We start from the raw sequence: 20,957 nt of genomic DNA on the forward strand, positions 1-20,957 counted from the left end.
TAAGTCGTCAAATAAAATCGCAATTTTCCACTCGAACGCTTGACAGGTGACGAGGTTCGAGCGGCCGCCCCGCTTGCGCTGGCTGTTTAGCGCAAGCAGGGCGGCGGCCAATAGAGGATCGTTTCTCGATCTTCGCTCGGCTCTCATGCCTCTGTCCGCTCTGTTCGCTACGCTTACCGAATATCTGCACACCAAGGTCTTTCACGATCTTGCCCGCCATCCCGAACATCCCACCGCCTTCACCCGTCAGCGCAAACTCACCCTGCCGACACTGATCACCTTCATGCTTGGCAACTTGCGCATGGGCGTACAAGCCGAACTCGATCAATTCCTTGCCGCGCTCGCCCGCCAGAACACCTTGTGCCGATGCGTCAGTGAACAGGCCTTCACCCAGGCTCGCAGCAAACTCAGCGGCGATATTTTTGCTCACCTCAATGACTGGCTGCTTCAGCACGTGTCCTACCATTTGCCGCGCTGGCATGGCTTTCGGCTGGTCGCGGCGGACGCCTCACACCTGCGTTTCGCCATCCGCCACAGCCATCTCCCTCGAGCCGCCACCCGCGACCAACTCGCCTTCGGCCTGTACCTGCCCGGGGCCGAGATCATGCTCGCCGCCTAATTGCACAGCGTACACGAGAACGAACGCCAGATCCTGTTCGAGTATTTGGACCGCCTGCAATCCGACGACTTGCTCTTACTTGACCGCGGCTACCCAGCCCGCTGGCTGGTGGCCGTGCTCAACCAACGAAACATCCCTTTCTGCATGCGCGCGGACGGTAGCGGCTTTGCTGCCGTGCGGCACTTCGTCCGCTCCGGCCGCGACGAGGCCATCGTCACGCTCCCGGCTCCAGCCCGCAACGACGCGCGCGACTATGAGTGCGCTGCTACCCCGCAGACCGTCCGGCTGATCCGACAGATCTCGCCAGCCGGTAAGGTGCGCGTGCTCATAGCCAATCTGGTCGACGTGCACCGCTATCCGGCTGCCACCTTCCGCGATCTCTATCATCAGCGCTGGCGTCTGGAGGAGGCGTTTAAACGTCTCAAACACCGCATGGCACTCGAACACCTGTCCGGCCTCTCACAGTTGGCCGCCAGGCAGGACTTCGGCGCCAAAATCCTGAGCGACAACCCACACGCTTTGTGTTGCCTCACCACAGCCCAGGAACATGTCATTGAATCGGACCATCGGATCAACCGTACCTACGCCATCACCGCCCTCAAACGTGTCCTGTCACCGGCGCTGCTCGGCTTGCGCTGGGCCAAGGCCGCTCTGAATGAGACCTTGGCTTTGATTGCAACACGTACCCATCGCGTGCGACCGGATCGTGCCAAGCCACGTCCGCCTCGCCCCAAACCTCATCCGCATGCCGCCTATAAGGCTTGCTGATGCCTATTTGTTGGCGCTTAACTTGGGTGGATTGCCCGCCGATCCACTTGAATCCGGCGTGAAACAATATGACCGAAACCACTGCAATCGCTCGTAACCCGTCGATCTCCGGGCGATATTTGAGGTGTTTTATCTGGTTATTCATATCACCGAGTGATTCGTGCGGCTGTCTGCAGCGTGCCATGCTTTTGGGGCGAGGGGGCGGCCTGAAGGCTGGCAGTCATAACACAGTTCCCTGCGAAAGAGCCCTCGCGAGAAGTATGTCAAGGGGGCGAAATCCGATTATCCCGTGGGAAAAAGATGGTATGCGTCGAATCCTCTACTTGTGGATATGAAGGTGTAAATTTGCAGGATGATTCAACGCATTGGAAGGAGTCTCAATATGTTGCGACACCGTTTTCCGGCGCTAGTTGCCGTGCTGCTGGCATCCAGCGCAACGGCCGCATTGACTGCCTGCGCCACGGGGCAACCGCCCGACAATCCGTCTGCCACCACAAGCCTTAACGAAATGCGTTCGAGCGGCCCCAGCCGCTGGGAACTGGTGCGCTGGCAACGCGCCGACGGCACGTTGCGCGACATTCCGCACGGTGACAACGGCGAGCCGATCATCTTCAATTTCAGCGACGGCATCGATTCGTCGCAGGGCACCGTCAGCGGCACCAGCGGCTGCAACCGCTTCACCGGTGGCTACGGCAAGACCGATACTGGCCTCCGCTTCGACCGTGTCGCCGGCACGCGCATGGCGTGCCCGGGCCCGCGTATGGAAACGGAGTCGGCCCTGCTCAAGGCGATGCAGACACCGTTCACGACGGTCGGCATGCAGCCGTCCGCCGGCGCCATGGGCCGCCAGGTCATCTGGAAGACAGCCGATGGCGATCTGCTGCAGTTTGTCGAACGGGAAGGGGTGGCCCGGCGCGGCGACAAGGTGGACCCGGCCACCGGCGGCGTGCCTGGGCGGGAAAAGATCGTCTATATCGATTCGCAGCGCGTGGAATGCACCGGTCCGGGCAAGCTGCAGTGCTAGCACTGGCGGGAATCGCCCGACGCGCCGTGGCAGCTTTGGTATGGGCCGATCGAGGGCCTCGATTTCGAGCCGGGTGTCATCTACAAGCTGCGGGTGAGGGAGTACCAGGTGCGGAACCCACCGGCCGATGCGTCTGCCATTCGCTGGCAGTTGCTTGGCGTGGAATCCAGAACGCGGGCCAACTAGTGCGATCGGCTACAATTGCAAGCTGATCGCCGCGCTGAATGTGGCGAGTTTGTCCCTTTTGGTTTCTATGAAAAGCAGTTCGATCCAGCTCTCGCGGGCCGCCGACTCTCTTGTATTCGCGTTTCCCATCCTGGTGCTATGCGTGCCTCGTGGCGCAGGCGTGTTCCTCGCGGGGGTCGTGTTGCTGGCGTTGCTGGGGTGGCGCGAGATGGGGCGGGCTTGGCGCCAGCATGCGTCGGTCCTCTGGCCGGTAACGATCACCGTGCTTGCGTTCCTAGTCGTATATTTGCTGTCGAAGCTGATTCACCAGACCCCTTGGGATGTCATCGACAATCCTTCGCGCGTATTGCTTGCTGTGCTGACCTGCTGGGTGGTGGTTCGCGCGTCGCCGAATCCGTGGTGGCTGTGGCGCGGCATCACCGTGGCCCTGGTGCTGGCACTGCTCCTCGTGGCGTACCAGAAGTTCGTGCAAGGTGAGCCCCGTCCATCGGCCTGGATTCAGGCGATTGCCTTTGCCAACATGGTGGCGGCGTTGTCGCTGGTTGGCTTCGCACGGCCGGGGCAGACCCGTGCGGTGCATGCGCAGGCCTGGCTGAACGTGATCTGTGGTGCGGCCATCCTCATGCTCAATGGCACCCGGGGTGCAATGGTCGCGATGCTGGTAGCGCTAGTGCCGATGCTGATGATCCGTTACCGGCGCGTGGGTGTCAGGATGTTTCTGGCTGCACTTGGCGGCACGATCATTCTGGCGACTGGCGCCTATCTCATGCCCGGCAGCCCGATCGTCGGCCGGGTAGACCAAGCAATCAACGAAATTCACCAGTTCGGGCAAGGCAACTACGAGACCTCGGTGGGCGTGCGGCTCAAGATCTGGGAGATCGGCGCCGGGTACTTTACGGAGCATCCGTTGACTGGCGCCGGTGTGGGCCAGTTCGCGCGCATTCTGCATGCCACGCCATATTGCCACGAGCATCCCGAATCGACGGTTTGCATCCTCGAACACGCGCATAACGATATCGTCGAGGTAGCCGCGACGACCGGCGTCTTTGGGCTTGCCGCGTTCCTTGCGTTGTTCCTCGTGCCAGCGGCCCTGTTCTGGCGTGCCATGCAACAAAGCCGCCCCGGGCGCGCCGCGGAAGGCGTGAGCCTGGGTGGTGCCGGCCTGGGGGTTGTGTTGGCAACCCTGATCTGCGGCCTGACGCAAGTCACGATGGCCCACCAAGCCAACGTGGTGTTCTATGCAGGGCTTATCGGTCTGCTGCTGGGGATGGCAAGCCACCCGTCGCGCGGCGAGCACACCGTGGAAAACGGCGCAAAGCCAAACGGGGCAAAACCGCGCGCTGCATCGACAGTGGGCGCGGCTGCCTGAACTGGCTGGCAGGCGTCCCGTAGCGGCAATCAGCTGCGCGGGGTATTCGGCGCCACCACGTTTTCGCGGCGGCTCCCATTGCCACGCCCCCGTGCCGGCGCCGACACCGCCCCGACCCGTGCCTTCTCCGGCAGCTTGTACATCGAGCCCGGGGTCGAGGTCAGCAGCGTGTTGATCTGCACCACATCATCCTCGATCAGAGCGCCGGTAGCGGCCTTCAGGCGCAGCCCGTTCATGATGGTGTCGTAGCGCGCCTTGGCCAGGTCGCGGCGGGTGGAGAACAACTGCGCTTCGGCGTTCAGCACGTCGATGTTGATGCGCACGCCGACTTCGTAGCCGAGCTGGTTGGATTCCACGGCGCTTTGCGCGGAATGCTCGGCGGCTTCCAGGGCCTTGACCTGGGCGAGCCCGTTGGATACGCCCGAGTAGGTTTGGCGCGCGCTCTGGGCTGCGGTGCGGCGGGCAAACTCGAGGTCGCTGGCGGCCTTGTCGGCCAGCGCGGCGGTTTCACGCACGCGCGACTGGATCTGGCCACCGGTGTAGATCGGCACGCTCAGCTGCACGCCGATCTGGGCGCTGTTGTAGCGGCTGGAGACATTGACCTGCTGCGCGGCGTTGCCGGTGGCGTTGACGAAGCCGTACGACGCGACCAGGTCGACCGAGGGCAGGTGGCCGGAGCGTGCCTTGTTGTACTCGCGCTGGGCAGAGTCGAGGTTGTAGCGCGCCAGGCCCACCTGCGGGTTGGTGTTCTCGGCCTGGCTGGCCCAGGTGTTCACATCGGGCGGCTGCGGACCGGGCAGCGTGGCCGCGGTGCGCAATCCGAGCAGTTCGTCAACGGGCTTGCCGGTGATCTGCTGCAGGTTGGCGCGGCGGATTTCGAGGTCGCTCTGCGCCGCGATCTCGGTCGAGGTGGCGAGGTCATAGCGGGCCTGCGCGTCGTTGGCGTCGGTGATGGTGGCGGTGCCCACCTCGAAGTTGCGCTTGGCCTGTGCCAGTTGCTCGCCGATGGCTTTCTTCTGCGCGCCGGCCAGGTAGAGGTTGTCCTGCGCGGCCAGCACGTCGAAGTAGGCCTGCGAAGTGCGGGTAATCAGGTCGAGTTGCGCCTGGCTGAAGGTCACTTCGCCAGCCAGCGCGGCTAGTTCGCCCTGCTTGTAGGTTTCCCAGCGATCCCAGCGAAACAGCGGCTGTATCAGCTGCAGCGACCAGTTATTGTTGTTGATGAAGCGGTCCGACACCAAGGGCACGGTCTGGTCCACATTGGTGCGCGTGGCGTTTAGCGTGCCGCTGACCTGCGGCAGCAAGCCGGAGCGTCCCTGTGGCAGCTTCTCCTGGCTGGCCACCAACTGCGCGCGCGCGCTGGCGAACTGCGCGTCGTTGGCCTGTGCATCGCGGTAGACCTGGAGCAGGTCGGCGCCATGCGCGGCTGGCAGATGCAGTAGCGCAAGCAGGGAACCCGTCAGTGCCAGGCGCGTCTTGGGCACGCCCCGCGCAGGGAAAAGCGCAAACCTCATGACATCTCCAGTCTGCCGGGCACCGGGCGCGCGGCTAACGTTTCTAACGATCAGCGTTCAAGGGAGTTGGCGCCGCGGGAGGCCGGCGCCCAGGGGGTGATGCTTGCCGTGCAGTTGTTGTGCTGTTGCTGTGCTCAGTACTTCGGCATGGCCGGGTCGACCTGCTCGGCCCAGGCGTGCACGCCGCCGGTCAGGTTGTAGACCTTGGCAAAGCCTTGCCGCTCGAGGAAGCTTGCCACTTGCATGCTGCGCGCGCCGTGATGGCAGATGCAGACGATATCTGCGTCTTCGTCAAGCTCGCCGGCGCGTGCCGGGATCTGGCCCATCGGGATATGCGTGATGCCGGGCATGGCGCAGGTCTGCACCTCCCAGCCTTCGCGTACGTCGAGCAGCACCGGCTGCGGCCGGCTGGCATCCGCCAGCCATTGCACCAGTTCGGGTGCGTTGATTACCTGCATGTCTTGTTTCCCGCTCAGAAATGGAAGCGCGACGGCTGCTCGGCACCCATCAGCGGCGTGATGGCAGTCTCGAACAGGTTGACAGTCTTGTACTCGTTTTCGCTGACGCGCGTGATGATCTGCGCTTCCATGGCCGGCAGCGCGCCGACGAAGGCCGCGATGCGCCCGCCGACCTTGACTTGCGACAGGATGGACGGGGGCACCGAGGGCAACGCGCCGGAAATGCAGATCACGTCGTAGGGCGCGCTCGCGGCCCAGCCGGTGGCGGCATTGCCTTGGGCCACGTCGACATTGGTCACGCCGGCGTCGGCCAGGTTCTTGCGGGCCAGCTCGGCCAGTTCCGGCAAGATGTCCACGCTCAGCACGTGGCGCGCGCGGTGGGCGAGCAGGGCGGCCATGTAGCCGGAACCGGCGCCGATTTCCAGCACTTGTTCATGCTTGCGCACGGCCAGGTCCTGCAGGATGCGGGCTTCCACGCGCGGGGCCAGCATGTTCTGGCCGCCCGGCAGCGGGATTTCCATGTCGACGAAGGCCAGCGCGGCGTATGCCTGCGGCACGAACTGTTCCCGCTTGACCACTGCCAGCAGGTCCAGGATTTCCTGATCCAGCACATCCCAGGGGCGGATTTGCTGTTCGATCATATTGAATCGGGCTTTCTCGAGGTCCATCTTGCCATTCCTTCCAATGCCAACCGCTAATCAGTTCAGAGTTCCGGCCGCGCGGCGCGAGGGGCCGGGGAAATCCGTCAAACCTGATATTTTAACCCCGCGCCAAGACACTTGCCCAAGCGCGTCGCCCAAGTTGTGGCCTCCATGCCGCAGTCCGGCCATGGCTGAGGCATTCCGGGCTGGCTACAGGCCTGCCCGGGGCTTTTGGGGCGGGCTTGCCTCATTCCGCGCTTGCTGGCTTGTGCGCCGCCGTGCCGTCGGCTGCCGGCGCGGCGGCGGGAGCCGCCTGGGCTTGCTTGCCGCGCCACTTGCGGCCCAGCCATGCGCTGAAGTCGTCGAGGTACGTATAGATCACCGGAACCACCACCAGGGTCAGGATCGACGAGGTGATGATGCCGCCGATCACCGTCTGGCCCATCGGTGCGCGTTGCTCGGCGCCTTCGCCCAGGCTGAAGGCCAGCGGCACCATGCCGAATATCATGGCCAGCGTGGTCATCAGGATTGGCCGCAGCCGCACCCGCGCAGCGGCAACCAGCGCGGCCTCGCGCGACATCGGCGGCTGGCCGTCGGCGCCGCGCCGGGCCTGGTTGGCAAAATCCACCAGCAGGATGGCGTTCTTGGTCACCAGCCCCATCAGCATGATGAAGCCGATGATGGAGAACATGTTGAGCGTGGAGCGGAACAGCAGCAGCGCCGCGAACACGCCCACCAGCGTGAGCGGCAGCGAGGTCATGATGGCGATCGGCTGGAAGAAGCTGGCGAACTGCGAGGCCAGGATCATGTAGATGAAGATCACCGCCAGCGCGAGCGCCGATACCGCGAAGCCGAACGACTCGTTCATCGACTTGGTGGAGCCGCCGAAGCGGTACTTGTAGCCCGCCGGCCAGTTCATCCCATCCAGCGCCGCCTTGACCTCGCGCGCCACCTCGCCTTGCGAGCGCCCGGCGGTATTCGCGGTCAGCTCCACTTCGCGGGAGAGGTCGCGCCGGCTGATCTGGTTGGCGCCGGTGGTGGGCACCAGCTCGGCGATCTGGCGCAGGGGCACCATGCGCGGCGAGCCGTCGGCGTTGGTCTGGTTGCTGGCGATCATCAGCGCGCTGAGATCCGCCATGCCGGTGCGGGCGTCCTTGGGCAGGCGCACGCGCACGTCGTAGTTCTGGTCGTCGGGGGCGCGCCATGAGCTGATGGCGTCGCCGGCCAGCAGCGGGCGCAGCGCGTTGCCGATCTGCACGATGCCCACGCCCAGGTCGGACGCAAGCTCGCGGCGAATGCGCACTTCCACCGTCGGGCGGTCGTCCTTCATGCTGGAGTCGAGGTCGGTCAGGCCGCGCACGGCGGCCATGCGCCGGCTGGCTTCCAGCGACAGGCGCCGCAGCGTTTCCAGGTCGTCGCCCTGGATCGACACTTGCAGCGCCTTCTGCCCGCCAGCGCCATCCGGCATGCCGACCATGGTCAGCGTGATGCCGGCGATGCTGGCCATGCGCTCCCGGATCATCGGGTTAAGCTCTTTGGTGGTGAGTTTGCGCGCGCGGCGCTCGGTCAGGCGCACCGACACCAGCGCGTTGTTGCGCCCGGAGGTATTGCCGGAGTTGATGGTGGCGTAGGTGTAGGCCACCTCGGGGAAGGTCTTGAGCGCGGCTTCCACCTGCCTGACCTTGGCTTCGGTAACAGCCAGCGAGGTGCCCACCGGCGTGGTGAAGCCGACCTGGGTTTCGCCCAGGTCGGCGGCCGGTACGAATTCCGTGCCGATCAGCGGCACCAGCGCGAAGCTCCCCAAGAACGTCACCGCCGCGATGATGGCGGTAGCCAGCCGGTGCTTGAGCGCCCAACCCAGCATCGAGCCATAGCCGTGGCCGAGCGCATCCATGCGCGCCGAGAACCAGTCCAGCATGCGGCCCACGGTGCGGCCGTACAGGCTCTTCTTGTTGCCGGTGCCGTGCAGGTCGGGGTCGTGCCAGACCGAGGACAGCATTGGGTCCAGCGTGAACGAGACGAACATGGAGATCAGCACCGCTGCCACCACGGTCACGCCGAACTGGTGGAAGAAGCGGCCGATGATGCCGCCCATGAAGCCCACCGGCAGGAACACCGCCACGATGGAGAAGGTGGTGGCCAGCACCGCCAGCCCGATCTCGTTGGTGCCGTCGAGCGCTGCCGTGCGATGGTTCTTGCCCATCAGGTTGTGCCGCACGATGTTCTCGCGCACCACGATGGCATCGTCGATCAACAGGCCCACGCACAGCGACAGCGCCATCAGCGTGATCACGTTGAGCGTGAAGCCAAACATGTACATCACGCCGAACGTGCCGATCAGCGCGATTGGCAGGGTCAGCCCGGTGATGACCGTGCTGCGCCACGAGCCGAGGAAGAGGAAGACGATGGCGACCGTCAGGAAGGCGCCTTCGAGCAGCGTGGAGCGGACTTCCTTGACGCTGCTGCGGATGCCGCGCGCGGCGTCGTTGACCACGGTGAGCTGCACACCCGCAGGCACCAGCTTGCGCAACTCATCGGTCATCTTGATCAGGCCATCGACGGTGTCGACCGTGTTCTGGCCCTGTGCTTTCACCACCGCCAGGAACAGCGCGCGCTTGCCGTCCAGCATGGCCAGGCTCTCCTGCTCCTCCTCGCCGTCGCGCACGTCGGCGACCTGCTCCAGCGTAACCGGCTGGCCAGCCCGGCGCGCCACGATGATGTGGCGGAAGGCATCCGGCGTGATGACGCGCCCCTTGATCTGCACCACCGTCTCGGTGGAGGTGGAGCGCAGCTCGCCCGCGGGGAGTTCCTGGTTCTCGTTGCGGATGGCGTCCATCACCTGGTTCACGCCGATGCCGAGCGCCTCCAGCTGGGCGGGGCGGATACGGATCTCCACCTCGCGCTTGGTGCCGCCAACGAGGCTGATGGCGCCCACGCCGCGCACGGTCTCCAGCCGCTTGCGCACGATCTGGTCGGCGACGGTGGTCAGTTCGCGCTGCGTGCGCTCGGCCCCCGGCGCGTTCGACACGGACAGGTAGAACACCGGTGCGTCCGACGGGTCGTAGCGCAGCACGCGCGGGTCCTTGACCTCGTCGCGAAACTGCGGGCGGATCAGCGCGATCTTGTCGCGCACGTCCTGCGCGGCCTGCCCGACATCGACGGACAGGTCGAACTTGATCACCACCACCGAGGTGCCTTGGTAGGAGTGCGAGAAGATCTCGTCGATGCCCGAAATGGTGTTGACGATTTCCTCGATCTTGCGGGTGACGTCGGACTCCACCGATTCCGGCGCGGCGCCGGGGTACTCTGTCTGCACCACGACGATGGGGAAGGTGATGTCCGGGAACTGGTCAACCGGCAGGCGCTGGTAGGAGAACAGGCCGATCACGATGAAGGCCATCATCATCATGGTGGCCAGCACCGGGTTGTGGATGGACAGGCGGGTGAACCACATGGGCGGGGGCTCCTACGCCTTGACCAGCTTGACGCGGCTGCCCGCGCGCAGGGTGCCGAGGTTGTTGCGCACCACCTTGGCGCCGGTGGCCAGGCCGCTGGTGATTTCCACCAGCCCGCTCGCATCGTCGCGGATGCCCAGCTTGACCTGGCGTTCCGCCAGCACGTCATTCTCCACGCTGTAGACGAACGTGCGCTCGCCATCGTTGCGCACCGCTGTGACTGGCACCGCCACCACGCCGGCGTGGTGGCCGAGCACCAGCGCGCCCTGGGCGAACATGCCCGCGCGCAGGCGCGCCTCGGGGTTGTCCACCCGCACATAGACCATGATGCTGCGCGTGCCCTGGCTTACCGCCGGGTTGATGCGCACCAGCTTGCCCTCGAAGCGGCCGCTGCCTTCCACGTCGAGCTGCACGGCCTGGCCGATGGCAACGCGAGCCACATCCGCCATGGGGATCGGTGCCTCGAGTTCCAGCACACGCAGGTCGACCACGTCGATCAGGCGCGTGTCGGGCGAGACCTTCTCGCCCGGCTGCACCGCGCGCGCGGCCACCAGGCCATCCAGCGGCGATTTGACGATGGTGTCGGCGAGCGCCTTCTGCGCGACTTCAAGGCCGCCCTGGGCGGCATCGAGATTGGCGTGCGCCACATCCAGGTTGCTCTGGAAGTTGTCGAAGGCGGTCTTTGAGATGAAGCCCTTGGCCACCAGCTCGCGGTTGCGCTCGAAGGTCTGCTTCGAATTCTCATACTGGCCGCGCGCCGCCAGCATTTGCCCGCGCGCCTGCGTCACCTTGGCCTGGTACTCGGTTGCATCGATGCGCACGATGACCTGGCCGGCGCGCACGGCTTCGCCCTCGCGCACCAGCACTTGCTGTACCTCGCCGGCAACCTTGGCCTTGACCGAGGCCTGGTTCAGCGCCCGCAGCCCGCCTGACAGCGGCAGCGACACGCGCAAGTCTTGCGTGGTGGCCTCGACCAGGTCCGATGGCAGGAACTCCACCAGGTCTTGCACCGCGGCCGCCGGGGCCGCCGGGGCCGCGCTAGGCTTGCCATTGCTTGCCTTGCGCACGGCGGCAGCGGCGCTGAGCACGGCAACCACCGCGATGGTGGCGATCGCGGCGATCAGGATCTTCTTGCGTCGGGTCATGCGGTCTCCGGCGGCGGCGCCGGGATCTCCCGCGCGGCCTGCTGCCCCTGCGCTTGTGCCAGGGCTTCTTGTTGTATCTGTTCCCAGACGTAGGGGCCGACCTTGGGCGGCAGCGGCGTATCGCGCGCGGCGCCGGTGGTCAGGCCGAACAGCAGCATCTGGAGCAGGTTGTCGAGGAAGGCCTCGGGGTCGATTTCGATGCGCGACGACGCGCTGAACGCACGCTGCCACAGCATCAGGAACATCAGCGGCGCGCAGATCAGCGTTGTGGTCGGGTTGGCCGGCATGTCGCGCAACTCGCCACGCGCCACGCCGCGCTTGAGCACACGTGCGAACAACTCATCGCCCGGCAGCACCACTTCCTCGTGGTAGAACTGGGCAATGTCAGGAAAATGGCTGGATTCGGCCATGATCAGCTTGGTCAGGCCGGCCACCGGCGTGGCCCCCACCAGGCCCCACCAGCCGCGCAGCAATTCCCTTAGCAGCTCCGGCGTCGAGCCCTGGTAGTTCTCCACCAGGTCGATGCCCCTGGCCAGCGTCGGCACCAGGTTTTCGCGCACCACCGTCTTGAACAGCTCTTCCTTATTAGCGAAGTACAGATAGACGGTGCCCTTGGACACGCCCGCCGCGGCGGCGACATCTTCCAGCCGGGTGGCCGCATAGCCGCGATCGACGAAGAGATCGAGCGCGGCGGCCACCAGTTCCTGTGGGCGCGCTGCCTTGCGGCGAGCCCAGCGTTTGGTGTTGGCGGATTCCTGATTCTGGCTCTGGCCTGGCGGGTTTTTCACTGGGGCGCTGTGCACCTCTGCGGGAAGCACCCCGCGTGAGTTGCAAATAAATAACTCTTGGGTCAGTAATGTAGTGGAGGGGAATCCGGCGGTCAAGCGCGGGGAGGTCCATACGGCTTGGGGCACAATATGGTCTGCCGGGCGTCGTCCGCGCCTGAACCATTGCCATGTCCCCTCAGTCTGAACTCTCTTGCCGGCCCGATTGTGGCGCTTGTTGCACCGCGCCCTCCATCACCTCGCCGATTCCCGGCATGCCCCATGGCAAGCCGGCCGGCATACCCTGCGTGCAGTTGCTGCCCGATCGGCGCTGCGCGATTTTTGGCGAGCCCACGCGGCCGGCATTTTGCGCCGGGCTCAAGCCCTCTGCCGACATGTGCGGCGAAACCCGCGGACAAGCGCTGGCCTGGCTGACGCAGCTCGAGGCTGCCACCGCGCCTGGCCGCGCCGCCTGAACCCGCAAGGAACAAACAGATGGTCATGATCAATCGCCGGCGCTGGCTGGCAGCAAGCGCTGGCGCCGCGCTGGCCGCGGCATTCGTCGGCTGCAGCATGATGGGCAACGACTACACGTTCTCGCAGAGCCAGCTGCAATCGGCCCTGGAGCGCAAGTTCCCGTTCAACAAGCGCTATATGGAGCTGTTCGACATCCAGCTCGCCAACCCGCAGCTCACGCTCGATCCCAGCCGCAACCGGGTGAACGTGCAGTGCGACGCGACCGTGAGCAACCGCCTGTTCTCTGGCGAGCCGATGACCGGCCGCTTTGCGCTGGACAGCGGGCTGCGCTACGACCCGGCCAGCCGCGCGGTGGTGCTGCAGGACCCGCAGGTCCAGCAGTTCGAAGTCAGAGGCCTGCCGCCTCAACTCACGCGCCAGTTCAACGCGCTCGGCGGCATCCTTGCGGAGCAGTTGCTGCAAGGCTATCCGCTCTATACCTTCCGTCCCGACGAGTTGCGCCTCGCCGGCGCCAGTGTCGAACCCGGTACAATCACCGTTTTGCCCAACGGGATCAACGTCAAGATCAATCGGCCTTGATGACGCGCCGCGCCCAGTCATGCACCTTGCACAGCCACTGCGGTGTCATGGTCGTGGCGGATAGTTGTGATTCCTGGTGCCTGGTGCCTGGTGCCTGGCGCGTGGCTGATGGCATAGGGCTGACGGTTGCCCGTTTCCTCTTTGCTCGCCCGTCCTTGGCTTTTTCTTCGCTCTTTCATTGAGCATTCCACACATTCCAATCAGCATGGATATTGCCCTCGCCCTGAAAGCCGTGATCCTCGGCATCGTCGAAGGACTGACCGAGTTTCTGCCCATCTCCAGCACAGGCCACCTGATCCTCGCCGGGCAGCTGCTCGACTTCAATGATGAAAAGGGCAAGATCTTCGAGATCGTGATCCAGTTCGGCGCCATCCTGGCGGTTTGCTGGGAGTTCCGCCACCGCATCGTCACCGTGGTGGGCGGTCTGGCCACCGATGAAAAGGCCCGGCGTTTTGCCATCAACGTGATCGTGGCCACCGTGCCGGCGATCGTGCTGGCGCTGGTATTCGGCAAGTGGATCAAGGCTCACCTGTTTAACCCGATCACCGTGGCCACCGCATTCATCGTCGGCGGTGTGGTGATCCTGTGGGCCGAATGGCGGGAAAGCCATCGCGGCCAGGTATCGCACCCGCAGGGCAATGCGCTGCTGGAGGCCGCCAAGGCTGGCGCGCCGCGGATCGAGTCGGTCGACGACCTGAACTGGCGCGATGCGGTCAAGGTCGGGCTGGCGCAGTGTTTCGCGCTGATCCCGGGCACCTCGCGCTCCGGCGCCACCATCATCGGCGGCATGCTGTTCGGGCTGTCGCGCCAGGTAGCCACCGAGTTCTCCTTCTTCCTGGCGATCCCGGTGATCTTCGGTGCCACCGTCTACGAGCTGTACAAGTCGCGCGCGCTGCTGTCCGCCGACGACCTGGGCATCTTCGGCATCGGCTTCGTCTTCGCCTTCCTGTCCGCCTTCTTGTGTGTGCGCTGGCTGCTGCGTTTTGTCGCCACCCATGACTTCAAGCCGTTTGCCTGGTACCGGATCATTTTCGGCATCGTTGTGTTGGCGACTGCGTACTCGGGGCTGATCGCCTGGCATGCCTGAAGGCGATCGCGGTAGCTAATACCGGTGACAACTGTCGCACCATGAAAAAAGCGTGGCCTTGAGCCACGCTTTTTTCATGGTGCCGGCTCGCGGCGCGGCCTTCGCCTTCAAGCCCGCTTGCGGAACACCACGTCCCACACGCCATGGCCCAGCCTCACGCCGCGGCGCTCGAACTTGGTCACCGGGCGATAGTCGGGCCGCGGCGCAAAGCCGCCGGCGGCGTCCGAGGTGTTGGTCAGGGTGGGTTCACCCGACAGCACTTCCACCATCTGGTGGGCATACTCTTCCCAGTCGGTCGCGCAGTGCAGGTAGCCGCCCGGCTTCAGGCGGTTGGCCAACAGCTTGACCAGCGGCGGCTGCACCAGGCGCCGCTTGTTGTGGCGCTTCTTGTGCCACGGGTCGGGGAAGAAGATATGCACGCCGTCCAGGCAGGATTCCGTCAGCATGTGCGCGATGACCTCCACGGCGTCATGCGGCATGATCCGCACATTACCGATCTCGCGCTCGCCCAGCAGCTTGAGCAGGGCGCCCACGCCGGGTTCATGCACCTCACAGCCCAGGAAATTGTCCTGCGGGCGCAGTTGCGCGATATGCGCGGTGGTCTCGCCCATGCCGAACCCGATCTCGAGGATGGCTGGCGCGGCGCGGCCGAACGTGGCCTCCCAGTCGAGCGGCTGCGGTGCGTAGGGCAGGATGAAGCGCGGCCCCAGGTCATCGATGGCACGCTGCTGGCCGGTGGAGGTTCGCCCCGCGCGGCGCACGAAGGAACGGATGCGGCGCGGATGCGCCACGTCGCTGCCGTCGGCAGCCTTGGCGGGCGCGTTGTCAGCGTCGTCGGCTGGCGTCGGGTCGGAGCTGGGGTCTTGGGGGAGCATGGCAACAAAAAAGCCGCCGGGCGATCCTGATCGGGCATGCGACCAGTGGCGAAGGCGGCTCGTCTCAATCTGATGTGGAGCGGGCGATGGGAATCGAACCCACGTCTTTAGCTTGGGAAGCTAAGGTAATGGCCATTATACGACGCCCGCTAAGCGTTATACGGCGCGGATTGTAGCATGATTTCCGAGGTTGTTTCAGTTCCGCAATCCGAGGCTTGTTCCGCAATTCACCTCGTTGGGGCAACGCGCTTACCACGCCGCAGGTAGTGCCGCTTCGTCGTGCGCACGTCTGCGTGGCCCAGCAGATCGGCCGCCGCGGCGTCGCCTTTCTCGTCTGAAGTGTCGTCTGCTGCCTTCGCCCGCAGGTCATACATCCAGAAGTTCGCCAGCCGGTCGGCCTGATCCGGGTGTGCCTTTGCTGCCTCTTTCTTGGCGGCTGTGAAGCGCGTGCGCAGCGTCGGCTGGCTGAGCTTGAGGCCACGCTCGTTGACCAGCAGGTATATCGCGCTCACGTCGAGCCCGGCTTTGCGCACCTTGATCCGGTCTAGCAGTTCCTTGAGCTCGCCGGTGATCGCGATGCGTAATGGCGCCTTGGTCTTTGACTGCTTGATGACCAAGTGCCCGGCATGGATGTTTTGCTCGGCCAGCTTGAGCACATCGCCTGGACGCTGGCCCGTCAGATACATCAGATCCATCGCATCCTGCAGCGGGGCGGATGCATGGGTGTAGACCAGGCGGTATAGCTCGTCGTCCACGTACACGTCGCGCTTGTCTAGGGAGTGGCCCTCGATGCCATCGGCGGGGTTGGCCAGGGAGGTGTACCCCCAGGCACGCGCCTTGTTCCAAATGTGCGAGAACAGCCGCTTACACCGATTGGCGGTGGTGGGCTTGTCCTTGTGCTTCTTTAGAAACATGTGCAGGTTCGTCGGCTGGATGGCTTCAAGCGGCGCCGGCGGATCGCTGAAGAAAGCGAGCAGGTGTTTGATGTCGGACATCTGCACCGACTGCGTGCTCTTGGCTTTGGTCGGGATCTCTTCGACCTGGTAGCGCTTGGCCACCTCCGAGAACAAGATCTGCGCGGAGACATTGGGCGCGTTGATCTGCAGTTCGGCATACTTCTTGATGGCCAGGATGAAATCCGAGCCGAGCGGGATCTCTTTGCGCGGACGGCCGCCCTGATCGAAGTAGTAATAGATCTTCCCGCTGGGGCGCTTGCGAGCGCGCATGTTCTGCGGGAGGTTCAGGTTCTTGAATGGTCTGCGCCCCATGGCCGCCTCACGTAGGGATAACGCGCGGCATCCATCCGCGCTTCTCGGGTTCCGCCTTCACGGCCTTGTGACCTTCGACCGCGGCGCGCACAACCACGGCGCGCCCGGCCGCATTGACATAGAAGGGTACGCCCATTCGCTTGAGCTGGTCGATTTGCTTCTGCTTCCACTGGAAGCCGGTCAGGGCGGTGAGTTCCTCATCAGTCAGAAACATCGTCGAAGTCCTCCATAGCCTGGCGATGCGCTAGCCCGGCATCGCACTTGTGCAAAAGGCCGTTCGGGCTGGCGAGTCGCCAACCCTCGCCAGTGTCCTCCCAGTGCAGCCCGCCTTTGCCGCAGTTCCTGCACTCGGCAACGCGGGGGCCGCGAGAACGGAAGTGCCACGCATCCGGCATCGAGTCCATCATCCGGTCGTAGCAGTCGTCTGCGATGTCACCCACGTTCGTTCTCCCTAAGCAGTAGTTCCAGACGCGCCAGCGCGTTCCACGCTTCGTGCGCGGCGTGTAGGTGGCCATAGTCAGAGTCCACCGGCCCTTCGATAGCGGCCTTGCAGATGTGGCGCGCCTCGGCATCGCCGTATCGGTCGACCCCTTGGGGCACCTGCTCCCAGCCATTCCACGCATACTTGGCTGCGCCTGAGGCGCTGACCTGGGCCACTGCCATGCAGGCCCGGGGGAAATACTCCAGCAGGCCGCGCCGCACAGGCGCCTTGCCGGCGTCCAACTTTGCGCCGGGCTCGTGGGGGTTACGCCCCGTAGGGTCACGCTCGCTCATTGATGGTCCCCGTTGAAATAGTCCTGGTAGTACACCTTACCCGCCGGGTTCGGCATGAAGCCCCAGCGCTGTTGGTACTTGCCGGTGATGAACAGCGTCCAGGCCGTTTGGCCCTCCGGCACCTCCAGGCGGTGCCACGACTTGGCGCGCCGGAACAGGATCGAACCCGGGCCGTGCCACTTGCGCGCCTCGCCTTGGTACAAGCCGGAGGCGTCATAGACCGGCGTCACCTCGGTGTAGCCGCCGCGCAGGATGACCGTGACGTACGGCCACGGGTGGTCGTGAAAGGCGCGGTCGTCGTCCGAGCGCAGGATATGGTGGATGCGGGCCGCCGGCGCGAACCGGTTGTAGGGAATGAGCCAATAGCGCTCCATGTACCCCTTCAGGTGGAAGTACGGCGTGCGCATCGCGCGGCGGATCAGCGCATCGACCAGTTTGGGCAGAAGCTTCATGCGTACCCCTTTCTTTTCATGGCTTCGAGGAGCAGGTCCTGCACCTCGCGCTTGGTTTCAATCCGCGCCATCACCAGTTCGTCGATGGTGTCGCGGGCAATCAGGTAGTGGATAAACACCGGCCGGTCGTGGCCGGCCTGCATCTGGCGCGTGGGCCCGACGCGCTCAATGATCTGCAGGTGCTCCTCCAGATTCCAGTTCAGGCTGAAGAACACCAGGATGTTGCCGCCGTCCTGCAGGGAGAGACCGTGGCCGGCGCTGGCCGGGTGGGCGAACAGCACCGGGATCTGGCCCGCGTTCCAGTCGCGGATGGTCTGCGGATCCTTGTCCAGGTGGCGGCCCTTGGGGAAGGCCTTGCGCAGGCGCGCCAGGTCGGAGCGGAAGTGGTAAGCCACTAGCACGGGCATGCCGGCCGCTTCCTCGATGACCGACTCCAGCGCCTGCAGCTTGCCGTCGTGCACCTCGACCCACTTCTCGGCGTCCTCGCCCACGTAGGCCGCGCCGTTCGCCAGCTGCAGGCACTTCATGGTCTTGGCCGCGGCGTTGAAGGCCTCGACCTCGTGGCCGTCGATCTGCATGAACATGCGCCGTTCCATGTCCTGGTACAGCGCTCGGGCCTTGGTGGGCAAGTCCACGCAGATCCGGTTCTTGATCGGCTCGCGCAGGTCGAACCAGTCGCGCGCGTCCAGCGACATGCACAGGTCGTGCATGCGGCCTTCGATCTCGGCCTGGGCGTGCGGCAACGGCTCGGTGCCGAACCCCTGGTGCTTGGGCTTGAACCAGCGCTGGGTGAAGGCGTCGAACGTCCGGCCGAGCCGGGCGCCCTGGTCGAGGAACCAGGCTTGCCCCCACAGATCCTGCAGGCCGTTGGGGGAGGGCGTGCCGGTCAGCTCGATGAAGCGGGTTGCGTGTGAGAAGGCGACCCGTGCCAGCACGCGGGAGCGTTGTGCGCCGGCGCCGCGTACGAACTCCTTGCCGCCCTTGCTCACCTGCTTGCTGCCGCGCCAGCCCTTGAGCTTCGTGGACTCGTCGCTGACTACGCGCCGGAAGGGCCACGGCATGCGCTGCTGCTTGAGCGTTTCCTCAAGCCAGGGCAGGTTCTCGTAGTTGATGGTGAAGATGCTGGCCGACGGCATGAAGGCGCGGGCCAGCGCGCGGGTGCGCGCCTTGGCGTCACCGATGATGGGGACCACCTCAACGTTGCGCAGGTGCCCCCACTTGCGCGCCTCGTCCGGCCAGGTGGATTGGGCCACCCGCAGCGGCGCACAGACCAGCGTGGGGCCGGGCTCGACCAGCTCGATGATATCCAGCGCGTTCATCGTCTCGACGGTCTTACCCATCCCCATGCCAGCCCACACCCCGCAGCGCGGCGTCTCCAGAATATGGTTCTGGATCAGCTTGCCGTACGGGCGGGAGGTGAAATTGCGGAGGGTCACGCGCGCGGCTCCTGCATTGCGGCGTCGATGGCCGCATCCATGGCTTCGCCATTTACACTGCGGACTATCCAATTCGCCACCGGGTCTTGCAGCGCAAACCTGAAGTGGATTCCCTGATGAACTAGCGGAGTCTTTGGGCCAATAGGCTGGAGGCGTAGCCACCGATACCGTTCCGCATCGCGCGCCAACGCCTCCAGCAACAGAGCGAACGGTCCCTTTCCTACCTTCTCGCCGCATTCCTGGCAGTAGCCTTCGAGGATCTCGCCGGGCTCGTCACAGCGGCACCGCGCGATGCTGGAAAGCGAGCATTTCGCCGTCCCCACTTGCTCATCCGTCAGCGCAGGGGCGCTCGGTTGCGGGGCGGCGAGTTCGCGAAGCTCATCAGCCAATTCCGTCAGCGACGTGTAGTGGTCCATCTTCACTTGGCTATCGAAGCAGAGGGTTCCCGCGACGCCGTATCCGAATCGGTTCGCATATTCCTCCGCCTTGCGCTCGATGTGCGCCACTGCATCCGTCAGCGCGGCAGGCGATGCGCTCTTAGCGCGAGCGATGACCCGTTGCAGGTTGGCAAGCGTGCTGCTTGGCTCGCCACTATCCTTGACAACGTTCAGACGATAGACGCACTCGACGTGTTCCAGCGAAGCCAGCATGTCCTCAAACACACTGCAGCCCGGGTCAGGTAGGGTGGTTGCAGGCGATGCGTTCGGTTGCGGGGCGGCGCCGGCCGGAGGCGCGGCGCTCTCCAGTGCAGCACGTTCGGTTTGGCACACGCGGCACATCGCAGGACCGCCGCAGCGAGCCTTTGCGCCATCAGCGCGAGGCGTTACGTGGCCGTGTTTCTGTTCTTCGCGCATCACTTGCTCCCCTGCAGCGCGATGGCTGCGTCGACGATGGCATCCTGCGCCTGCGCGGCGCTGATGCCCAAGTTGTAGTTGGCTGCCAGAAACTGGGCCAGCGCAGGCAGATAGCCGCCACCGGCCATCCACTGGACGGCATAGGCCTCCGCCTCCCAGCGTAGGCGCCAGCGCTTCGACAGGTAGTAGACCGCGCCCATCAAGAACGCGGTGCGGTACACCTGCTTGCTGTGGGTGATCTCGTGCTCGATCAGCGCTGCACTGGTGCCCGGCCGCACCAACACCACCGGGCCGAGGTTGAAACCCTGGAAGCGGGCCGGGATCAGCCGGTTGGTCTCGACGACCAGCACCGGCAGCGCGCGGTAGACGAAGTGGCATTTCACGATGGGTCCTCCGTCTCCATGCGACGGAGCCAGTTCGCGTGCGCCACCAGCGCGCCAACGATGATGGCGGCCATGCTCAGTACGAACCACAGGACGAGGGCGATGTCGGCGGTGGTCATTGCCGTGCACCGTCGACGAAGGCCTCGACGGCCTCGATGCTGTCGATGACCAAGACCGGGAAGCCGAGCGCCCACAAGCGGGTGTGCTCGCGCGCCTGGGCTTCGGTGGGCTTCTGGCCCGTGGCCTTGCACTCCACGAAGGTGGAGCGGCCGCCCGGCAGCAGCACCAGGCGGTCGGGCACGCTGCGCCGCTGGGGCGACGTGAATTTGTAAGCCTCACCGCCCACCTCTTTGACGCGCTTTACGAGGTGGGCCTCGATCTTGGACTCCAGCATGGATAGCTCCTATTTGCTGCGGCGGATTACGCGCTGCTGCGCGCGGACGGCGGCCAGTGAGTTGTGCATGGCTGCGATGTCTTCGTCGAGCTGCTCAACGGTGGTGTCGATTGACTCGACCAGTTGGAGAGCCTGCGCTGCCCGGTCGGGGGAGCCGGGTGGCAGGGCCTGAATGTGAGCAGCCTTTGCTGCGATCTCGCGCAAGTCGCCTGCTCGGTTGATTGCATCCCCCAGTTTCAAAATGACTTCGGTCGACAACCCCTCAATGCACATTTCCTTTTTTCCTTCTTGTTGGTGTCGCTAGACTTTAGCAAATGCTGAAAACAGCAGTCAAGTTCAATTAGCAAATTTGACTGTTCCAGACCCCGTTCAATCATGGCGCTGAGCTTCGATGCCAAAGCAAATTTGGCTCATACTGAATGCATAGATGGCTGTATA

At 64.7% G+C, this 20,957-nt stretch carries 23 protein-coding genes, 1 tRNA gene and 1 pseudogene; 7 read left to right on the forward strand and 18 right to left on the reverse strand.

Annotation, left to right across the window (positions count from 1 at the left end; all coding sequences use genetic code 11):
* Window positions 1-145 precede the first annotated feature (145 nt).
* From AC1RWI_RS07870 to AC1RWI_RS07885, 4 genes and pseudogenes are all read left to right on the forward strand, one after another.
* Entirely contained in the window at window positions 146-619 is a 474-nt protein-coding gene (locus AC1RWI_RS07870) for a hypothetical protein (protein WP_492865556.1), read from the forward strand.
* Window positions 620-1,387, forward strand: a complete 768-nt coding sequence (locus tag AC1RWI_RS07875) for a transposase (protein WP_492865558.1) — start codon at window positions 620-622, stop codon at window positions 1,385-1,387.
* Between the two features lie 382 nt (window positions 1,388-1,769).
* Window positions 1,770-2,597: pseudogene (locus AC1RWI_RS07880) on the forward strand (META and DUF4377 domain-containing protein).
* Window positions 2,539-3,966 carry an O-antigen ligase family protein gene (locus tag AC1RWI_RS07885; RefSeq protein ID WP_492865560.1) on the forward strand — a complete coding sequence of 476 codons (1,428 nt, stop codon included), beginning with the start codon at window positions 2,539-2,541 and terminating at the stop codon, window positions 3,964-3,966. The pseudogene AC1RWI_RS07880 and the gene AC1RWI_RS07885 overlap by 59 nt, the downstream one beginning before the upstream one ends.
* A gap of 29 nt (window positions 3,967-3,995) precedes the next feature.
* On the opposite strand, the gene AC1RWI_RS07890 is transcribed toward AC1RWI_RS07885, so the two are convergent.
* From AC1RWI_RS07890 to AC1RWI_RS07915, 6 genes are all read right to left on the reverse strand, one after another.
* The gene (locus AC1RWI_RS07890) at window positions 3,996-5,477 is read right to left on the reverse strand and encodes a TolC family outer membrane protein (protein ID WP_492865562.1); all 1,482 of its coding nucleotides are present in this window, start codon (window positions 5,475-5,477) and stop codon (window positions 3,996-3,998) included.
* A gap of 134 nt (window positions 5,478-5,611) precedes the next feature.
* The gene (locus tag AC1RWI_RS07895; protein WP_043348625.1) at window positions 5,612-5,935 is read right to left on the reverse strand and encodes a rhodanese-like domain-containing protein; all 324 of its coding nucleotides are present in this window, start codon (window positions 5,933-5,935) and stop codon (window positions 5,612-5,614) included.
* A gap of 14 nt (window positions 5,936-5,949) precedes the next feature.
* Window positions 5,950-6,603, reverse strand: a complete 654-nt coding sequence (locus AC1RWI_RS07900) for a protein-L-isoaspartate O-methyltransferase family protein (RefSeq protein WP_492865564.1) — start codon at window positions 6,601-6,603, stop codon at window positions 5,950-5,952.
* A 220-nt stretch (window positions 6,604-6,823) separates the two neighbouring features.
* The gene (locus tag AC1RWI_RS07905; protein ID WP_043348620.1) at window positions 6,824-10,030 is read right to left on the reverse strand and encodes an efflux RND transporter permease subunit; all 3,207 of its coding nucleotides are present in this window, start codon (window positions 10,028-10,030) and stop codon (window positions 6,824-6,826) included.
* A 12-nt stretch (window positions 10,031-10,042) separates the two neighbouring features.
* Entirely contained in the window at window positions 10,043-11,176 is a 1,134-nt protein-coding gene (locus AC1RWI_RS07910; protein WP_492865566.1) for an efflux RND transporter periplasmic adaptor subunit, read from the reverse strand.
* Window positions 11,173-11,964 (reverse strand): TetR/AcrR family transcriptional regulator, encoded by a 792-nt coding sequence (locus AC1RWI_RS07915; RefSeq protein ID WP_043348613.1) that lies wholly within the window; start codon window positions 11,962-11,964, stop codon window positions 11,173-11,175. The genes AC1RWI_RS07910 and AC1RWI_RS07915 overlap by 4 nt, the downstream gene beginning before the upstream one ends.
* A 167-nt stretch (window positions 11,965-12,131) precedes the next feature.
* On the opposite strand from AC1RWI_RS07915, the gene AC1RWI_RS07920 reads away from it, so the two are divergent.
* The 3 genes from AC1RWI_RS07920 (at window position 12,132) to AC1RWI_RS07930 (ending at window position 14,083) form a co-directional block, all read left to right on the forward strand.
* Window positions 12,132-12,416: a YkgJ family cysteine cluster protein gene (locus AC1RWI_RS07920; protein ID WP_043348609.1), complete on the forward strand. Its 285-nt coding sequence runs from the start codon at window positions 12,132-12,134 to the stop codon at window positions 12,414-12,416.
* Between the two features lie 19 nt (window positions 12,417-12,435).
* Entirely contained in the window at window positions 12,436-12,996 is a 561-nt protein-coding gene (locus tag AC1RWI_RS07925) for a DUF1439 domain-containing protein (protein ID WP_492865569.1), read from the forward strand.
* A 205-nt stretch (window positions 12,997-13,201) separates the two neighbouring features.
* The gene (locus tag AC1RWI_RS07930) at window positions 13,202-14,083 is read left to right on the forward strand and encodes an undecaprenyl-diphosphate phosphatase (protein WP_043348603.1); all 882 of its coding nucleotides are present in this window, start codon (window positions 13,202-13,204) and stop codon (window positions 14,081-14,083) included.
* 107 nt (window positions 14,084-14,190) lie between these two features.
* On the opposite strand, the gene trmB is transcribed toward AC1RWI_RS07930, so the two are convergent.
* The 12 genes from trmB to AC1RWI_RS07990 form a co-directional block, all read right to left on the reverse strand.
* Window positions 14,191-14,958 carry a tRNA (guanosine(46)-N7)-methyltransferase TrmB gene (gene trmB / locus AC1RWI_RS07935; RefSeq protein ID WP_043348600.1) on the reverse strand — a complete coding sequence of 256 codons (768 nt, stop codon included), beginning with the start codon at window positions 14,956-14,958 and terminating at the stop codon, window positions 14,191-14,193.
* A gap of 75 nt (window positions 14,959-15,033) precedes the next feature.
* Window positions 15,034-15,108: transfer RNA gene (locus AC1RWI_RS07940), tRNA-Gly, on the reverse strand.
* Between the two features lie 77 nt (window positions 15,109-15,185).
* Window positions 15,186-16,184, reverse strand: a complete 999-nt coding sequence (locus AC1RWI_RS07945) for a tyrosine-type recombinase/integrase (RefSeq protein ID WP_492865571.1) — start codon at window positions 16,182-16,184, stop codon at window positions 15,186-15,188.
* A 49-nt stretch (window positions 16,185-16,233) separates the two neighbouring features.
* Window positions 16,234-16,440 carry a DUF4224 domain-containing protein gene (locus AC1RWI_RS07950; RefSeq protein ID WP_492865573.1) on the reverse strand — a complete coding sequence of 69 codons (207 nt, stop codon included), beginning with the start codon at window positions 16,438-16,440 and terminating at the stop codon, window positions 16,234-16,236.
* Between the two features lie 218 nt (window positions 16,441-16,658).
* Window positions 16,659-17,000, reverse strand: coding sequence for a dATP/dGTP diphosphohydrolase domain-containing protein (locus AC1RWI_RS07955; protein ID WP_492865575.1), 342 nt, complete (start codon window positions 16,998-17,000; stop codon window positions 16,659-16,661).
* Window positions 16,997-17,452: a hypothetical protein gene (locus AC1RWI_RS07960; RefSeq protein WP_492865577.1), complete on the reverse strand. Its 456-nt coding sequence runs from the start codon at window positions 17,450-17,452 to the stop codon at window positions 16,997-16,999. The genes AC1RWI_RS07955 and AC1RWI_RS07960 overlap by 4 nt, the downstream gene beginning before the upstream one ends.
* A complete protein-coding gene (locus AC1RWI_RS07965) occupies window positions 17,449-18,888 on the reverse strand; it encodes an SNF2-related protein (protein ID WP_492865579.1) in 1,440 nt (479 codons plus the stop codon). The genes AC1RWI_RS07960 and AC1RWI_RS07965 overlap by 4 nt, the downstream gene beginning before the upstream one ends.
* Window positions 18,885-19,742 carry a hypothetical protein gene (locus AC1RWI_RS07970; protein ID WP_492865581.1) on the reverse strand — a complete coding sequence of 286 codons (858 nt, stop codon included), beginning with the start codon at window positions 19,740-19,742 and terminating at the stop codon, window positions 18,885-18,887. The genes AC1RWI_RS07965 and AC1RWI_RS07970 overlap by 4 nt, the downstream gene beginning before the upstream one ends.
* Window positions 19,742-20,125: a hypothetical protein gene (locus tag AC1RWI_RS07975; protein ID WP_492865583.1), complete on the reverse strand. Its 384-nt coding sequence runs from the start codon at window positions 20,123-20,125 to the stop codon at window positions 19,742-19,744. The genes AC1RWI_RS07970 and AC1RWI_RS07975 overlap by 1 nt, the downstream gene beginning before the upstream one ends.
* Window positions 20,122-20,244: a hypothetical protein gene (locus tag AC1RWI_RS07980; protein WP_492865585.1), complete on the reverse strand. Its 123-nt coding sequence runs from the start codon at window positions 20,242-20,244 to the stop codon at window positions 20,122-20,124. The genes AC1RWI_RS07975 and AC1RWI_RS07980 overlap by 4 nt, the downstream gene beginning before the upstream one ends.
* Window positions 20,241-20,519: a PDDEXK family nuclease gene (locus tag AC1RWI_RS07985; RefSeq protein ID WP_492865587.1), complete on the reverse strand. Its 279-nt coding sequence runs from the start codon at window positions 20,517-20,519 to the stop codon at window positions 20,241-20,243. The genes AC1RWI_RS07980 and AC1RWI_RS07985 overlap by 4 nt, the downstream gene beginning before the upstream one ends.
* Window positions 20,520-20,528: 9 nt before the next feature.
* Entirely contained in the window at window positions 20,529-20,777 is a 249-nt protein-coding gene (locus AC1RWI_RS07990; protein ID WP_492865589.1) for a hypothetical protein, read from the reverse strand.
* Window positions 20,778-20,957: the final 180 nt, after the last annotated feature.

The sequence above is a fragment of the Cupriavidus sp. MPR-AND1C genome (assembly GCF_058809705.1).

Excerpts from the sequence above, each read along its gene's own strand:
- AC1RWI_RS07870 (WP_492865556.1), top strand. The coding sequence starts at position 146 with ATGCCTCTGTCCGCTCTGTTCGCTACGCTTACCGAATATCTGCACACC.
- AC1RWI_RS07885 (WP_492865560.1), top strand. The coding sequence starts at position 2,539 with ATGCGTCTGCCATTCGCTGGCAGTTGCTTGGCGTGGAATCCAGAACGC.
- AC1RWI_RS07890 (WP_492865562.1), bottom strand. The coding sequence starts at position 5,477 with ATGAGGTTTGCGCTTTTCCCTGCGCGGGGCGTGCCCAAGACGCGCCTG.
- AC1RWI_RS07895 (WP_043348625.1), bottom strand. The coding sequence starts at position 5,935 with ATGCAGGTAATCAACGCACCCGAACTGGTGCAATGGCTGGCGGATGCC.
- AC1RWI_RS07900 (WP_492865564.1), bottom strand. The coding sequence starts at position 6,603 with ATGGACCTCGAGAAAGCCCGATTCAATATGATCGAACAGCAAATCCGC.
- AC1RWI_RS07905 (WP_043348620.1), bottom strand. The coding sequence starts at position 10,030 with ATGTGGTTCACCCGCCTGTCCATCCACAACCCGGTGCTGGCCACCATG.
- AC1RWI_RS07910 (WP_492865566.1), bottom strand. The coding sequence starts at position 11,176 with ATGACCCGACGCAAGAAGATCCTGATCGCCGCGATCGCCACCATCGCG.
- AC1RWI_RS07920 (WP_043348609.1), top strand. The coding sequence starts at position 12,132 with ATGTCCCCTCAGTCTGAACTCTCTTGCCGGCCCGATTGTGGCGCTTGT.
- AC1RWI_RS07925 (WP_492865569.1), top strand. The coding sequence starts at position 12,436 with ATGGTCATGATCAATCGCCGGCGCTGGCTGGCAGCAAGCGCTGGCGCC.
- AC1RWI_RS07930 (WP_043348603.1), top strand. The coding sequence starts at position 13,202 with ATGGATATTGCCCTCGCCCTGAAAGCCGTGATCCTCGGCATCGTCGAA.
- trmB (WP_043348600.1), bottom strand. The coding sequence starts at position 14,958 with ATGCTCCCCCAAGACCCCAGCTCCGACCCGACGCCAGCCGACGACGCT.
- AC1RWI_RS07945 (WP_492865571.1), bottom strand. The coding sequence starts at position 16,184 with ATGCGCGCTCGCAAGCGCCCCAGCGGGAAGATCTATTACTACTTCGAT.
- AC1RWI_RS07950 (WP_492865573.1), bottom strand. The coding sequence starts at position 16,440 with ATGTTTCTGACTGATGAGGAACTCACCGCCCTGACCGGCTTCCAGTGG.
- AC1RWI_RS07955 (WP_492865575.1), bottom strand. The coding sequence starts at position 17,000 with ATGAGCGAGCGTGACCCTACGGGGCGTAACCCCCACGAGCCCGGCGCA.
- AC1RWI_RS07960 (WP_492865577.1), bottom strand. The coding sequence starts at position 17,452 with ATGAAGCTTCTGCCCAAACTGGTCGATGCGCTGATCCGCCGCGCGATG.
- AC1RWI_RS07970 (WP_492865581.1), bottom strand. The coding sequence starts at position 19,742 with ATGCGCGAAGAACAGAAACACGGCCACGTAACGCCTCGCGCTGATGGC.
- AC1RWI_RS07980 (WP_492865585.1), bottom strand. The coding sequence starts at position 20,244 with ATGACCACCGCCGACATCGCCCTCGTCCTGTGGTTCGTACTGAGCATG.
- AC1RWI_RS07985 (WP_492865587.1), bottom strand. The coding sequence starts at position 20,519 with ATGCTGGAGTCCAAGATCGAGGCCCACCTCGTAAAGCGCGTCAAAGAG.